Origin of the sequence: Streptomyces alfalfae, from assembly GCF_004127445.1 — a bacterium.
Lineage (GTDB): Bacteria > Actinomycetota > Actinomycetes > Streptomycetales > Streptomycetaceae > Streptomyces > Streptomyces alfalfae.
Genome location: NZ_QEXM01000009.1, coordinates 26,226 through 40,872, shown reverse-complemented (window position 1 = coordinate 40,872; position 14,647 = coordinate 26,226). Strand labels below are relative to the sequence as shown.

Here is a 14,647-nt window from a genome sequence, read left to right as displayed (position 1 = left end):
GTCCCATGTGGTGGGGTGTGGCCGCGGCACTGCTCGCGAACGTGCTCTACAGCACCGGCTTCGTCCTGGAGAAGCGGGCGCTGACGACCATGCCGTCCGTCAGCGTCCGCAACCCCGTCCGGCTGCTCGGGCAGGTGCTCGGCAGCCCGCTGTGGATCGGCGGTTCGCTGGCTCTCGCGGCGGGGTTCGGCGCGCAGCTCGCCGTGTACCGGACGCTGCCGATCGCCGCCGCCCAGGGCATCTTCGTCTCCGGGCTCGTCCTGCTGCTGCTCCTGTCCTCCGTGCTGCTCGGCGAGGAGACCTCGGGGCGCGAGCGGTACGCGGTCGGCGCGATCCTCCTCGCGCTGCTCATGGTCGTCCTGTCGCTGAGCGAGGGCAGCGACACGGTCGGCCGGGGAGCGCCCGCGCCCCTGGTCCTCACCGTCTGCCTGCCCTCGCTCGCCGCGGGCCTGTGGCTCTACAGCTCGGCGGAGCGCCGCGCGAAGCACCGGCACCGCATGCCGACGGCCGGCGTGGAGTACGGCGTCGCGGTCGGGCTCCTGTACGGCGTGAGCTCGCTGGCCATCAAGGGCGTCTCCAGCCACCTGACCACGCAGGGGCTCGGCGGCGCCCTCGTCGACCTGCTGCGCTCGCCGTACCCGTATCTGCTGATGTTCACCGGGGCGTTCGGCCTGATCATGTCGCAGGCCGCGCTCCAGCGCTGCCGGGCCTCGCTGATCGTCCCGGTGTGCACGACCGTGACGGCGCTGTTCACCGCGGTGCTCGGGACGCTGGCGTTCGGCGAGGCACTGCCGCACGAGCCGGTCCGGCTCGGCCTGCGGATCGCGGGCACGGTGCTCGCGGTCACCGTCCTGCTCGCCATGCCGAAGCACGACCGCGCCCCTTCCCACCCCTCACCCCCCAAGGAGCTGACGAGCGGATGAACCCCGACGACCCGCTGCTGCGCATCCTCGCCTGCCCGCTGGACAAGGGCCCGCTGCACCTGCTGGCCCCGGAGGAGCCACTCGTGCCGCAGGAGGCGCTGTACAACCCGCGCCTGCGCCGCAGGTATCCGGTCATCGACGGCATCCCGCAGCTCCTGCCGTCCTCCGGCGAACAGGTCGCCGAGGACGAGCACGAGCGGATCGTCGAGCGGATGTCGCGCTCATGACCCTGGCCGCCCGGCTGGCCCCCTTCGTGCCCGACCGGCTCATCGCCGCCCTGGCCCGGCTCGTCTACCCGCGCTTCGAGCCCGAGCTGGCCCGGCTCGGCGACCTCTGCCCGCCGGACTGCGCCACGGCCGTGGACGTCGGCGGCTGGTACGGGCCCTGGTCGCGCCGCCTCGCCTCGCGGGCGCGGCACGTGGTGACCGTGGAGCCGGTGCCGCGCCTCGCCCGGCTGCTCGCCGCGAGCACCCCGCCCAACGTCCGCGTCGTCCAGGGCGCCGCCACGGACCGGCCGGGCACCGCCCGGCTCTGGCTGCCGGCCGGCGACCGGGGCGAGCGGGGCGTGTCGTCCCTGATCCGCCGGGACATCCACGCCCGTGCCCTCGACGTGCCGTGCCTGACGCTCGACGGGCTCGGCCTGCGGGACGTGCACTTCGTCAAGATCGACGTGGACGGCAACGAGCTGCCGGTGCTGCGGGGCGCGCGCGAGCTGATCACCAGGGACCGGCCGGCGCTCTTCATCGAGCTGGAGGCCCGCATCCAGCCGATCGGGCCGATCGTGGAGCTGCTCACCCGCGAGCACGGCTACCGCGGCTGGGTCCTGCCGCACGACACGTGGCTGCCGCTCGCCGCCTTCGACCTGGAGGCCCACCAGTCCGACACGTCGTACGTGGTGACGCAGGGCCTGCTGCGCCGGGTGCTCACCCCGCGCCGCCCCCGGTACGTCAACTCGGTCCTGTTCCTCCCCGAAGGCCGCCGCCCGGGAGCCTTCGCGGTGCGCGACGATGGGGCACATGTCCGCTAGGCCCACGCCGCCGCCCGCCGCCCCCTTCACCCCGCTGGACTTCCAGCTCGTCCTGCTGCGCCGCATGGCCGACCACAACCCCGGCCTCGTGGAGCGCGCCCGGCACGAGCTCGGCGTCTCCGTGGCCCGGATGCGGGAGGCCAACCGCCGCTGGCAGGCGATGACCCGGGGCCGCGGCGGCGCGCGCGGCGCCCGCTCCCGCTACCGCTCGGTCCTCGGCGCCCCCGGGTCGACCGCCCGCCGCACGATCGGCGACCTGGAGTGCGAGGCCCTGCTCTGGCCGCTGCCGCTCTGGCCCGATCTGCGCTTCGAGGTGCTGCTCGCGCCCGGCGGGGGCGTGTGGAACGTGGGGGCCCCTCCCACGCTCTTCGAGCCATGGGGGAGGCTGGTGCGCGCGCCGGGGATGCCGGGCCCCGAACTCCGTGCGCTCGCCGACCTCGCCCCCTGGTCCTGCACCGTGGACGAGGTGGCGCGCGCCTTCGCTCCCGCCCGGTCCCTGGAGGGGACGGCGCCGACGCGGTGGCGGCTGGCGTTCGACGCGCCGGAAGCCGGGGGCGCGGACGGCCCGCGGCGGCGCTGCGTGGCGGAGTTCACCTGGGGGCTGCTCCAGCGCGTGGAGTTCCCCGGCGGGGGCCCGCCGCTCACACCGCGGCCTTGAGGATCCCCTCCACGACGCGGTCGAGCGAGCCGGGGTGGACGCCGAGGAAGAGGTTGGGCTCGACGAGCTCCAGCTCCATCACCCGCGGCCCGTCCCCGGGCCCTTCGCCGTCGACGATGTCCACGCGCGCGTAGAGCAGCTCGGGCGAGCCGGGGACGGCGGCGAGCGCCCGCGCGGCGACGTCGAGCTCGGCGGCCGAGGGCTCCCAGGGGCGCAGGTCGGGGTGGGGCGTCTTGTCGGCGTCGTAGGCCGTGCCGGGCGCGAGGACCGCTCCCTTGCGTATCGCGTGCAGGAACTCCCCGCCGATGAAGACGAGGGCGCGCTCCCCGGTGACGTCGATGCGCCGCACATAGGGCTGCACCATGGCGGTGAAGCCCTCGTCGTGCATACGGGCGATGTGGGCGAGGGCGGCCTCGTGCTCGTCGGCGCGGTAGCGGCCGGCGTAGCGCGCCCCGGCCCCGGAGGCCGGCTTGACGACGAACTCCGCGTCGCCGCCGGTGAGTTCGACGCTCTCGCCGGGAGCGGAGTACAAGGTCGGCACGGTGGGGACGCCCGCCGCGGCCAGCTCGCCCAGGTAGCGCTTGTCGGTGTTCCAGCGCACGACCTCCGCGGGGTTGGCGAGCCGCGTGAGCTCCGCGCACCGCTCGGCCCACGCCACGTACTCCTCGGTGCGCCAGCTGTAGTCCCATGTCGACCTGATCACCGCGAGGTCGAAGCCGGCCCAGTCGACGTCCGGGTCGTCCCACCCCACGACGTGGGCGTCGGCGTCCGCGTCGGCGAGGGCCCGGGCGAGGACCGGAAGGTCGTGGTCGTACTCCGGCTGCGGACGTCGGGTCACGAGCGCGACGCGGGGACTTGCCACGGGGGGCTCCTCTTAACTCTGCCAGGCGTGCCCGTACGCCTGTTCACGCGTACGGAACTTCGACCCCGCAGGCTAACAAGCGCCCCTCGCGCCTCTGCCCCGCGCGCCCCCGCGTCTCACGTCAGCAGGACGCCCGCGTACGAGACCCCCGCGATGACGCCCCACGAGACGAGGCCGAGCGCCGCGACCCGGCCGCCCGTGCGGGTCAGGGACGGCAGGTCGACCGCGCTGCCCAGGCCGAAGAGGGCGGCGGCGAGGAGGAGTTCCTGCGCGGTGTGGGCCACGTCGAGCGCGCCGTCCGGCAGCAGCCCCGTGGTGCGCAGCAGGACCATGGCGAGGAACCCGGCGACGAACAGCGGCACGAGGGGCGGGCGCTTGGCGGCCTCGCCGCCCGCGTCCGGCCTCGCCGCCGACCGTGCCCGCGCCCGCGCCGACAGGGCGACCGCGGCGACGAGCGGCGCGAGCAGCGCCACCCGCATCAGCTTGACCAGGACGGCGTCGCCGAGCGCCCCGGAGCCCGCCGTCTGCGCGGTCGCCACGACCTGCCCCACGTCGTGCACGCTCGCCCCGACCCAGCGCCCGAACTCGGCGTCGCTGAGGCCGAGGGGGTGCTGGAGCAGCGGCAGCACGGCGATGGCGAGCGTCCCGCAGAGCGTCACCAGGGCCACGGAGGCAGCGGTGTCCCGCTCGTCGCTCTCGGAGACCTCGCTGACGGCGCCGATCGCCGAGGCGCCGCAGATCGAGTAGCCGGTGGCGATCAGCAGCGGCTGGTCGCCGCGCAGGCCCATGCGACGCCCCAGCCACCAGGTGCCGCCGAAGGTGACGGCGACCACGCAGAGCACCATCGCGACGGAGGCCCAGCCGAGGCCGAGCACGTCGTCGAGGCTCAGCTTCAGGCCGAGCAGCACGATGCCGACCCGCATCAGCCGCTTCCCGGCGAACGTGAGGCCCGCCTTGCCGGGCCCGCGCACCCAGGAGCGCGCGACGCCGGGCAGATGGGCGGCCACGATGCCGAGGACCACGGCGGCGGTGAGCATCGGGACGCCGGGCACGAGCCGGTGCACGCCCCAGGCGAGGGCCACCCCGAGGGCGGCGAGACCGAGCCCCGGCAGCTTGCCGTGCGCGCGGCCGGGGGGCGCGGGAGCCGCGGCGCGGGTCTTGGCGCGCTCTCCGAGCAGCGCCATTACCGGTCGGCCGGCAGTTCGTACACGCGGCGCACACTGCTGCCCAAGCGGGCGATGTCGGCGCCGTAGATGTGGATCGATATCGCGCGGGCGCCGCAGGCGTTCCACACCCGGTGGATGTCGCCGGGCGGCGCGAAGCCGCAGACCGAGCCCTGCGGATTGACGACGTCCTCCGTGGCGACGAGCCGCGCCGCGCCGCCGTTCCCGGCGGGCACGAGGCGGTAGCGCCGCTCCTGCTCCTCGCCCTCGTGCACGCCCGTGACGCACCACGACACGTGGTCGTGGACGGAGGTCCGCTGCCCCGGCAGCCAGACCAGGGCCACGAGGGAGAAGCTGCCGTCGTGCTCGGCGTGCAGGACGTGCTGGCGGTAGCGCTCGGGGTCGCCCTCGCGCTGCTCGGCGGTGAGCAGGTCGGCCGCCCCGAGGTGCGGGGCGAGGCGCTCACCGACCAGGTACGCGGTGAGGTCGGGAGGCAGTCCCCGCCCGACCGCCTCGCGCACGTCGGCGACGAGGGTGTCGAGGCGCTCTGTGGTCCGGGCGGCCCGGTACGCGGTCGGAGTGGTCATACGGGCAGCGTGGCGGCGCCCGATCCATCACGTCCAACGACAGTTGTTTGGCCTCCCTGCAACGTCCGCTTATGGCTGACGCGCCGGCGGGCGGACCGGAGGGGCCGGCGGGCGTCAGCAGCCGACGCGGTTGGCGGCCACCGTCCGCAGCTCGTCGAGGACCAGGGCCGTGGCGGGGATGCGGAGGTGGTCCTTGAGGACGTACGCCGAGACCTGGCGCCGCGAGGCGGGGTCGAGGGCGCGGCCCGTCACCTTGCGGTGGCAGAGGAAGTTCAAAACGAGCCCCGGCATCATCGCGACGCCGAGTCCCTCGGCGACCAGGCTCTGCACCACGAGGTTGTCGTCGGTGGTGAAGGCGATGTCGGGCGCGAAGCCCAGCTCGGCGCACTCGTGCAGGAAATTGGCCCGGCAGCGCGGGCACCCGGCTATCCACCGCTCCTCCGCCAGCTCGGCGAGCTTGACCGAACGCCGGCGCGCCATGGGGTGCCCCGTGGGCATCAGCACGGTGAGCTGGTCCTCCATCAGCGGGATCTCCACCAGCCCGTCCGGCACCTCTTCGTGCAGCCCGGGGTAGGTGAAGGCGAGGGTGATGTCGCACTCGCCGCGCACCACGCGCCGCAGCGACTCCGGCGGCTCGTCCTCCAGGAGTTCGACGCGGACGCCGGGGTGGCCGGAGGCGAGGCGGGCCAGGGCCTCCGGGATGAGGGTGGCGTTGGCGCTGGGGAAGGCGCAGACCCGCACGCGTCCCGAGCGCAGCCGCGTGATCGCGTTCATCTGCTGCTGGGCGGCGGAGATGTCGTCCAGGATGATCCCGGCGTGCCGCGACAGGGCCTCGCCCGCCTCCGTCAGGCGCATGCGGCGGCCGACGCGGGTGAACAGCGGCGTGCCGACGGACCGTTCGAGGGCCTTCATCTGCTGCGTGATCGCGGGCTGTGTGTAGCCGAGGGAGCGAGCGGCCGCCGAGTACGACCCGGCCCTGACCACTTCGTGGAACGTCTTGATGTGCCGTGAATCGAACACCGCTGAATCATAAGCAGATGTTGGGATGGTCGGACAAGCGTGGGAACGGTGCTTGGGGAAGCGGCGCCGCGGTCCCCGCCGCCCCCGCGGAGGCGGTGTCCCCGTGTTCGCGGGGGCCGCCACGCGGGGCAGAGATGAAGTGGTGGACTGGAGCGACACGAGGACAACCACAAGGAGTACGAGACGTGGATCCGCTTTTCCCGGCCCTGGCGGCCCCGGACACGGCGCCCTCCGGCGATGCCCTGCGGTTCGGCGACCGCTCGCTGACCTACTCCGAACTGGCCCTGGCGTCCGCCGCCCTGGCCGGGCGGCTGCGGGGCGCGGGCCGGGTCGCCGTCTGGGCCACCCCGTCCCTGGAGACGGCCGTCGGCGTGGTCGCCGCCCTGCGGGCCGGGGCGCCCGCCGTGCCGCTCAACCCGAAGTCGGGCGACGGCGAGCTGACGCACATCGTGACGGACAGCGCCCCGTCCCTCGTCCTGGCCGGGCCCGGCGACGTCCTGCCGCCCGCGCTCGCCGGGCTCTCCCGCGTGGACGTGGACGTGAGCGATCACCGCCCCGGCGCCGGAGGGGCCGTCGCCGAGCCCGACGACCCCGAGGCGCCCGCCCTGATCGTCTACACCTCCGGCACCACGGGCCCGCCCAAGGGCGCCGTCCTGCCGCGCCGCGCGATCGTCGCCACGCTGGACGCCCTGGCGGACGCCTGGCAGTGGAGCGGCGACGACGTCCTGGTGCACGGGCTCCCGCTGTTCCATGTGCACGGTCTGATCCTCGGCACCCTCGGCCCGCTGCGGCGGGGCGGTTCGGTGCGCCACCTCGGGCGGTTCAGCACCGAGGGCGTGGCGCGCGAGCTGGGCTCGGGGGCGACCATGCTGTTCGGGGTGCCGACGATGTACCACCGGATCGCCGAGGCGCTGCCCGACGAGCCGCGCCTGGTCACGGCACTGGGCGGGGCCCGGCTCCTGGTCTCGGGCTCGGCGGCGCTGCCGGTCCACGACCACCAGCGCATCACGTCCGCGACGGGGCGCCGCGTCGTCGAGCGGTACGGCATGACGGAGACGCTCATGATCACCAGCGTGCGCGTCGACGGCGAGCCGCGCCCGGGGGCGGTCGGGGTGCCGCTGCCGGGCGTCGAGCTGCGCCTGGTCGACGAGGAGGGCGAGGCGATCACGGCCGCGGGGCCCGAGGCGGTGGGCGAGATCCAGGTGCGCGGCCCGAATCTCTTCACCTCCTACCTCAACCGCCCCGACGCCACCGCGCGGGCGTTCGCGCCGGGCGGCTGGTTCCGCACCGGCGACATGGCGGTGCGGGACGCCGACGGCTATGTGCGCATCGTCGGCCGCAAGGCCACCGACCTCATCAAGAGCGGCGGCTACAAGATCGGCGCGGGGGAGATCGAGAACGCCCTTCTCGAGCACGCGGGCGTGCGGGAGGCCGCCGTGACCGGGGAGCCCGACGCTGACCTCGGCGAGCGGATCGTGGCCTGGGTGGTCCCGGCCGACACGGGCGCGCCGCCCGCCCCCGACGAGCTGACGGACCACGTGGCGGCCCGCCTCGCCCCGCACAAGCGGCCACGGGCGGTGCGGTACCTGGACGCGCTGCCGCGCAACGACATGGGCAAGATCATGAAGCGGGCGCTGCCACACCGCTGAGACCGGGCGGGCCGGGGTCCCGGCCCGCCCGGTGCCCCGGCGCCCGTGCCCCTACCGCACGCCCACCGCCCGGATGATCTCCTGGGTGACGCCGCCGCCCCGGTCGTCCTCGGCGGACGCCCTCAGCGAGACGGAGCCGGCGTCCGCGGGGATCTTCAGCCTCCCCTGCCAGGACGCCTTCCCGCCGTCGCGGCGCAGCGTGACGTCCCGCCACGTCTTGCCCTCGTCGTACGAGACGGCCAGCGCGGCGCCGCCGACGCGACCGCCGCCCTCGGCCCCCTTCACGTACTCGGCGAAGACCCCGAACGGGACGGTCCGCCCGCCCCGCACCTCGCCCGTGAGGCTCGTGTCCACGTCGAAGCCGAGGTTCAGCAGCGGCAGCGACGTCTTCCGGCCCTCCGGGGTCTTCTTGGAGCGGAAGGTCCACTCGGAGTGGCCCTTGGTCGCCAGCTCCCACCGCGCGGGGTCGAGCGTCGTGTCGGTGACGACCGTGTACGTGCGCTCGGCGGGGTCCGCGTCCCCCACGTACGCCGCCGAACCCGTCCGCCGGTCCACGCTGTTCCCGTCCACGAAGACCTCGGTGGTCTGGGTCATGGACGGCTCGTTCCACACGTCGCCGAACCCGGTGTGGTCGGGCCCGGAGTCACCCCAGCCGGGCACGTTGAACTCCAGGTCGTTGCCCCTGCGGGTCTGCCCCCAGCCGAGGCCGGTGCCGAGCCAGGGGTGCAGCACCGGCTTGAACCAGTCGAGCCCGACGCGCTCGCCGCCCCGGTAGGCGACGAGGCCGCCGCGCTGCTCCAGTGCCCCGGGCCCGGTGGACACCGACTCGTGCCAGAGCTGGCCCTCGCCCGTGGAGACGTACTCCGTGCGCTCGGCCGGGTAGGCGATCCGCTCCTGGAACCCGATGCCGACGGGGAAGGTGTCGGTGAGGGAGTACCGGAAGCCGCCGCCCTCGGCCGGCTTCACCGCGTGGTACCTGGTGTCGAGGACCCCGATGTCCCGCTCCTTCGGCGCGTAAACGAGATCCTTCGGCACGGCCCCCTCGTACCCCTCGGAGAGGTCGTAGACGTAGGGCGTGTGCACGGTGCCCGTGCTGGTGACGCTCCGGCCCGCCTCGGCCGCCGCGCGGAGCCGCGCCCCGTCGGCGGCGTCGACCGAGGCGATCTGGAGCGGCCGGTCGGCGTTGCCGTCCGTGCCGAACCACGCGTTGAGCCGACCCGGCCGGTCGTCCGTCACGAACAGCGCCTTCGCGCCCGCGTCCTGCGCGGCCTGTCCCAGCTCCTCCGTGGACACGGCGTCCGCACGCCGGACGACGACGGCCCTTCCGCGCACGTCCTTGCCCTCGTACGCGGCCGGGGTCCCGTCGCCCGCGTCCACGAGACGCCAGGTGTGCCGCCCCTCGGCGAGGGTCCCGCCGGGCTGTGCGACGGCCTCGCGCAGGCCCTTCACCGCGACACCGGGCTTGCCGAGCCGCCAGACGGTGCGGTACTCGAAGCTGCCCTCAGTGACCTTCTCGGTGGGCGCGGCGAAGACGCTGTCGTACGTCGGGGGCACCTGGACGGCGCCCATCAGCTCGGCGCCGCCGGCCTTCCTGTCGTACTCCATGAGCAGTTGCCTGGTCTCGGTGCGCCGCCCGACGTCGGCCCTGATCTCGCGCAGTTCCCGCCCGTCCAGGGTGATCTCGCGGTCCCGGTCGAGGCGGATCTGCGGGTCGGCGAGGAAGCCGAGGCCGAGGGAGTCCGCGCCCCTGCTGCCGCGCACGTCGAGGAAGGACGTCACGGCGTACGTGCCGGGCTTCAGGCGCAGCTTCAGGGTGCCGGAGTCGCCGACGGCGGCCGGCACGGGGTCGGTGCCCTCGGCGAGCCGCTGCACCACCAGGTCGGCGGCGGCGGCCGCGCCGGCCCGGTCCTTCACATGGACGGTGAGCGTGTACCGCTCCTCCTCCTTGACCAGGCCGAACGCGGTACGCGCGACCTGCCTGCCGTCCGCGCTCGCGACGACCGCCCCGCTGGTGTTCCCGACCGGCGCCTTCGACCCGTCGCCCGTGACGGTGGTCGACGCGGCGCCGTGCGCGGGGACGGTGAGGGTGGTGTCGGCGAGCGTGGCGACACCGTCGGCGGCGCCGCGTGCGGCCAGCTCCAGCCGCACGTCCTCGTCCGTGGAGTTGGTGTACGTGATGGTCCGCTCGACCGGCTCTTCGGCGTCGTGGGGCCATCCGTGGAACCCGAGGTCGACGCTGCCGCTCGCGGTGATCCCCGCCTCGACGGCGCCGGGCACGCTCAGCCGTCCGGCGCCCAGCGCGTACGCGGAGGCGTCGAGCTGTGCGGAGCCGGACATCAGGGCGTCCTTGAGCCGGCCGCCCTGCCAGTCGGGGTGCCGCTCGGCCAGCAGGGCGGCGGCGCCCGCGACGTGCGGGGTCGCCATCGACGTGCCGCTCATCTCGGTGTACGGGCCCTCGCCGGCGGTGAGACGGGAGCGGGCGGCGAGGATGCCGACGCCGGGCGCGGACAGGTCGGGCTTGAGGGCGTGGTCACCGGCCCGCGGCCCCTGGCTGGTGAAGTACGCGGCCTCGTCGGCGGAGTCGACGGCGCCGATGGTCAGCGCGGAGTCGGCGGCGCCCGGCGAGCCGATGGACGAGGGCGCCCCGGTGTTGCCCGCCGCGACGACGAAGAGGGCGCCGGTCTCCTTCGAGAGGGAGTTCACGGCGGTGGCCATGGGGTCGGTGCCGTCGCTCGCCCCGTCGGAGCCGAGGCTCATCGACACGATCTCGGCGCCGACGTCCTTCGCGGCCCACTCCATCCCGGCGATGACCTCCGACTCGCTGCCGAAGCCCTCGTCGCTGAGCACCTTGCCGACGGCGAGCTCCGCGCCGGGCGCGACGCCCTTCTCCTTGTTCCCCTCCGACGCGGCGCCGCTGCCGCCGACGGTGGACGCCACGTGGGTGCCGTGCCCGTCGCGGTCGGCGACGCCCTCGCCCGCGATGAAACTCCTGCTCTCGCCGACGCGCCCCTTGAGGTCGGGGTGGTCCGCGTCGTACCCGGTGTCGAGGACGGCGACCTTCACGCCCTTGCCCGTGAGGCCCGCCTCCCAGGCCTCGGGGGCGCCGATCTGCGCGTTGCTCCGCGCCATGTCGGCCTCGACCCGGCCGTCCAGCCAGACCTTGTCGACGCCGGACGCCCCAGCGGTCACGGACCGCCAGAGGACGCCGGGCCGCTCGGCGGTGACGGCGACCCCCCAGACGCTGGGCAGGGACCGCACCTTCTCGGCGCCGCGCGGCACCTCGGGCGCGCCGCGCGCCTTCTTGCCGTAGGTCACGATGAGCGGGAGCGGCCGTCCCTCCTCGCCGGCCTTCTCGGCGTACCCCTGCCGGATCAGCCCGGTGACGTCGAACAGCCGCTCGTCCAGTACCCCCGAGCGGAGGTGGGGCCGCGCCTCGTCCGGTACGACGGTGATGTTCCCCTCCGTTATCCGGCTCCGCACGGCTCCGCTCGCGCCCGGGGGCCGCTCGACGGTGACGGTCTGCTTGCCGCCGGGCAGCGGGGTGACGGTGACCCGGTCGCCGGTGATGAGGGTGACGGTGTGGGCGGCGCGCGCCGTGCGCTGCGGCGGGGCGTCGGCCGCGGGGCCTTCGGCGACGCTCTGCCCGGCGGGAAGCAGGGCGAACGCGAGACCGAGGACGGCCGCGCGCCCGGCTCTTCGCCGTGCGGGGGCTCTGGTCATGGGGCTGCCTCTCTTCGTCTGCCCCGGGCCGGGTGACGCCCGAGTGCTGCGAAGAGTGTCAGGGAGCCTGTCGGGTACGGGAGTTGACGATGCGTGGCGGAAAGCCGCCGGGGCGGCTACCCGCCAGCGGCGGCGGAACGGCGGACACCGGCCCCCGGCGCCCTCCCCCCGGCTCCGGGCGCGCCCGGGGACGCACTTCACCCGTCCGGCGGCACCCCGCCCGGCTCAGCTTGACGCGCGCCCCGTCCGCGAGCGCCGCACGATGCGAGACAGGACCGCCGTTCGGTGGCCCGAACGGTCCGCGCTCTCGGGAGGATCTGCCATGACCGTCAGTCTGGAGCAGTTGCGCCGCTGCCACGTCGCCGTCGACATGGGGGCCGCGAGGACCCGGGTGTTCGTGAAGGGCGCCGGCCTCGTCGTCGACGAGCCGAGCGCCGCCGCGGTCAACACCCGGACGGGCGGTCTCATCGCGGTCGGCCGCTTCGCCGAGGAGATGACGGGCCGCACCCCCGACTACATCCGCGTGGTCCGCCCCGTGTCCGGCGGCACCATCGTCGACATCGAGATGGCCCAGCGGATGCTGCGCCAGCTGATCGGCGAGAAGCTCCGCCGCACCCTGCGCCGCAAACCCCGGCTGCGCGCCGCCGTCTGCACCCCGCACGACGCGGACCCGCTGTCCCGGCGCGCGGCGGTCGAGACGATGGTCGGACTCGGCGCCCGCCGGGTCGAACTGGTGGACACCCTCATCGCGGCGGCGGTCGGCTGCGGGATGCCCGTGGAGCAGCCCGAGGCCACGATGATCCTGGTCTGCGGCTCCGCGTCCACGCAGGTGGCGGTCCTCTCCCTCGGCGCGATCGTCACCGCCGAGCGCATCCCGGTCGGCGGTCAGGCCATCGACAACGCCATCGTGCAGCACCTGCGCCAGCGGCACGCGCTGATGCTGCCCCTGCAGTCCGTGCGCCCCCTCCACATCGCCCTGCACGGCAACGGCATCAACCAGGACGGCCCCGAGTCCACCGAGATCCACGGCAGGGACGTCGTGACCGGCCTGGCCCGCTCGGTCCACGTCGACACCGCCGCCGTCCGCGAGGCCCTGCACACCCCGCTCACCACCGTGCTCGACGGTATCGGCCAGGTGCTGCGGGACTGCCCGCCCGAGCTGGTCGCCGACCTGGTGGACCGCGGGATGACGATGGTCGGCGGCAGCGCGCTGCTCCCGGGCCTCGACACGATGCTGCGGGACGCCACGGGCATGCCCGTGCACATCGCCGAGCGGCCGGACACCGCCGCCGTGCTCGGCCTGGGCGCCATGCTGGAGGGCAAGATCCAGCCGCTGGTCCTGGACCCCCTGTCCGGCTGACCCGCGCGCGGGCGCAGACCCTCGACGGAGTACGTGACGCGGATGCCCGACGGAGCCGACACCCCGCTGTCCTCGATGCCGCTGCTCGACGCGGTCCTCGGCGTCGGCACGGACCTCGACCTGCGCGCCACGCTCCAGCACGTCGTGGACAGCGCGGCCCGGCTGACCGGCGCCGCCCACGGCACGCTCGGCGCCGCCGGCGCCGGGCCCGACGTTCCGGCCGAGCTGTTCGTCGCGGGCGGGCCCGTGCGCCGCCCCGGCGGTGCGCCGCCGGTGCCGGACGAGGCCGGGGGCGACGTCATCCGCGTGCCGGTGCACGTGCACGGCGAGCCGTTCGGCGACCTGCTGCTGGCCGGGAAGGCGGACGGGCCGTTCACCGAGGAGGACCGGCAGCTCCTCAGAATCCTGGCGAGCCAGGCCGGCATCGCGATCGGCAACGCCCGCCTGTTCGAGGCGGCCCGCCGCCGCGAGCGCTGGATCGAGGGCGCGGCGGCGGTCACCACGGCCCTGCTCACGGGCGGAGCGGCGGCCGACGCCCTGGAGACGGTCGCGGACCGGGCGCGCATCCTCGCGGACGCGGCGGCGGGCGTGGTCCTCCAGCCCACGGAGGCGGGCGGCATGCGCATCGTCGCGGCCTCGACGGACGGCGCGCCCCACGGCTGGGGCGCCTCGGCCCGGCAACGCCCGGCGGGCCCCGCCACCCCCGGCCCCGCACGCGGCCGGCCCCCGCACGACGACGGCCACAACGACCTCATCGGCACCACCATCGAACCCGGCAGCGCGGTCCTGACCCAACTGCTGGGCGGCGAACCGGTGTTCATCGACGACTCCGCGACCGACCCCCGGATGACGACGCACGTACGCGTCCGCTTCGGCCCCAGCATGATGCTGCCGCTCCAGGCGGGCGGCCGGCTCATCGGCACGCTCGCGCTGCCCCGCAGACGCGGCGCCCCCGCCTACACCGCGGCCGAACGGCTGCTCGCCACCCAGTTCGCCTCGCAGGCCGCCCTCGCCCTCGTCCTCGCCGACGCCCAGCGGAGCCGGCAGCGCCTCGCCGTCTTCGAGGACCGCGACCGCATCGCGCGCGACCTGCACGACCTCGTCGTCCAGCGGCTCTTCGCCACGGGCATGATGCTGGAGTCGACGCGCCGCCGGGCGAGGTCCACCCCGGTGGAGGCCACGCTCGACCACGCCGTGGACGAGCTAGAGTCCACCATCCAGGAGGTCCGCACGGCCATCTTCGCCCTCCAGCAGCCGCCCGCCGACGCGCCCTCCACCTTCCGCGGCAAGGTCCTGCGCGAGACGGCGGGCGCCGCCGCGGTCCTCGGCGTCCAGCCGTCGGTGCACTTCAACGGCGCCGTCGACGCCCGCGTCCGCAGGGCCGCCGCCGGCCACCTCCTCGCCGCGCTGCGCCGCGCCCTGGCCGCCACGTCCCGCAGGACCGGCGTCACCCGGATCGACGTGGCGGTCGACGCGCGGGCGACGCTCCCCGACGGACGGGAGGGCGTGCGCCTGACCGTGTACGACGACGGGCACACGGACAGCGGGGACACCGCCGGAGGGAGCAGGGGCGGGGAGGGCACGGGCGGGGAGGGCACGGGCACCACGGTCACCTGGCAGGCGCCGCTCTGAGCGGCGCGGACACCGCCGCACCGGGCGCCGGGGCCCCGTGGCAGGA

12 protein-coding genes are annotated in these 14,647 nt (G+C 75.2%); 7 read left to right on the top strand and 5 right to left on the bottom strand.

Going from position 1 to position 14,647, the window contains the following annotated elements; all coding sequences use genetic code 11:
• The first annotated feature begins 17 nt into the window (after positions 1 to 17).
• Genes DCW30_RS02300 through DCW30_RS02285 form a run of 4 tightly spaced genes read left to right on the top strand, consistent with a single transcriptional unit; the run spans position 18 to position 2,608 of the window.
• The gene (locus DCW30_RS02300) at positions 18 to 923 is read left to right on the top strand and encodes a hypothetical protein (RefSeq protein WP_076689369.1); all 906 of its coding nucleotides are present in this window, start codon (positions 18 to 20) and stop codon (positions 921 to 923) included.
• Positions 920 to 1,150 (top strand): Trm112 family protein, encoded by a 231-nt coding sequence (locus DCW30_RS02295; protein ID WP_062776950.1) that lies wholly within the window; start codon positions 920 to 922, stop codon positions 1,148 to 1,150. The genes DCW30_RS02300 and DCW30_RS02295 overlap by 4 nt, the downstream gene beginning before the upstream one ends.
• Complete coding sequence (locus DCW30_RS02290) at positions 1,147 to 1,950, top strand: FkbM family methyltransferase (RefSeq protein WP_076686521.1); 804 nt, start codon at positions 1,147 to 1,149, stop codon at positions 1,948 to 1,950. The genes DCW30_RS02295 and DCW30_RS02290 overlap by 4 nt, the downstream gene beginning before the upstream one ends.
• Positions 1,931 to 2,608 (top strand): hypothetical protein, encoded by a 678-nt coding sequence (locus DCW30_RS02285; protein ID WP_076686520.1) that lies wholly within the window; start codon positions 1,931 to 1,933, stop codon positions 2,606 to 2,608. The genes DCW30_RS02290 and DCW30_RS02285 overlap by 20 nt, the downstream gene beginning before the upstream one ends.
• On the opposite strand, the gene DCW30_RS02280 is transcribed toward DCW30_RS02285, so the two are convergent.
• From DCW30_RS02280 to DCW30_RS02265, 4 genes are all read right to left on the bottom strand, one after another.
• Positions 2,592 to 3,470, bottom strand: coding sequence for an ATP-grasp domain-containing protein (locus tag DCW30_RS02280; protein ID WP_076686519.1), 879 nt, complete (start codon positions 3,468 to 3,470; stop codon positions 2,592 to 2,594). The genes DCW30_RS02285 and DCW30_RS02280 overlap by 17 nt on opposite strands.
• A gap of 116 nt (positions 3,471 to 3,586) precedes the next feature.
• Complete coding sequence (locus DCW30_RS02275) at positions 3,587 to 4,654, bottom strand: YeiH family protein (protein ID WP_076686518.1); 1,068 nt, start codon at positions 4,652 to 4,654, stop codon at positions 3,587 to 3,589.
• On the bottom strand, positions 4,654 to 5,220 hold the full coding sequence (locus tag DCW30_RS02270) for a cysteine dioxygenase family protein (RefSeq protein WP_076686517.1): 567 nt from the start codon (positions 5,218 to 5,220) through the stop codon (positions 4,654 to 4,656). The genes DCW30_RS02275 and DCW30_RS02270 overlap by 1 nt, the downstream gene beginning before the upstream one ends.
• 114 nt (positions 5,221 to 5,334) lie before the next feature.
• Entirely contained in the window at positions 5,335 to 6,240 is a 906-nt protein-coding gene (locus tag DCW30_RS02265) for a LysR family transcriptional regulator (RefSeq protein ID WP_076686516.1), read from the bottom strand.
• A gap of 185 nt (positions 6,241 to 6,425) precedes the next feature.
• Here DCW30_RS02265 and DCW30_RS02260 point away from each other — a divergent pair, with 185 nt between their 5' ends.
• A complete protein-coding gene (locus tag DCW30_RS02260) occupies positions 6,426 to 7,889 on the top strand; it encodes an acyl-CoA synthetase (protein ID WP_103557496.1) in 1,464 nt (487 codons plus the stop codon).
• 51 nt (positions 7,890 to 7,940) lie between these two features.
• Here DCW30_RS02260 and DCW30_RS02255 read toward each other — a convergent pair whose 3' ends face one another.
• Positions 7,941 to 11,609, bottom strand: coding sequence for a S8 family serine peptidase (locus tag DCW30_RS02255; RefSeq protein WP_076686514.1), 3,669 nt, complete (start codon positions 11,607 to 11,609; stop codon positions 7,941 to 7,943).
• A gap of 322 nt (positions 11,610 to 11,931) precedes the next feature.
• Between DCW30_RS02255 and DCW30_RS02250 the strand changes: the two genes are divergently transcribed.
• Together DCW30_RS02250 and DCW30_RS02245 are read left to right on the top strand one after the other, a co-directional pair.
• Positions 11,932 to 12,969: a rod shape-determining protein gene (locus tag DCW30_RS02250; protein WP_062776968.1), complete on the top strand. Its 1,038-nt coding sequence runs from the start codon at positions 11,932 to 11,934 to the stop codon at positions 12,967 to 12,969.
• Between the two features lie 42 nt (positions 12,970 to 13,011).
• The gene (locus DCW30_RS02245) at positions 13,012 to 14,601 is read left to right on the top strand and encodes a GAF domain-containing protein (RefSeq protein WP_076686513.1); all 1,590 of its coding nucleotides are present in this window, start codon (positions 13,012 to 13,014) and stop codon (positions 14,599 to 14,601) included.
• The last annotated feature ends 46 nt before the right edge of the window (positions 14,602 to 14,647 follow it).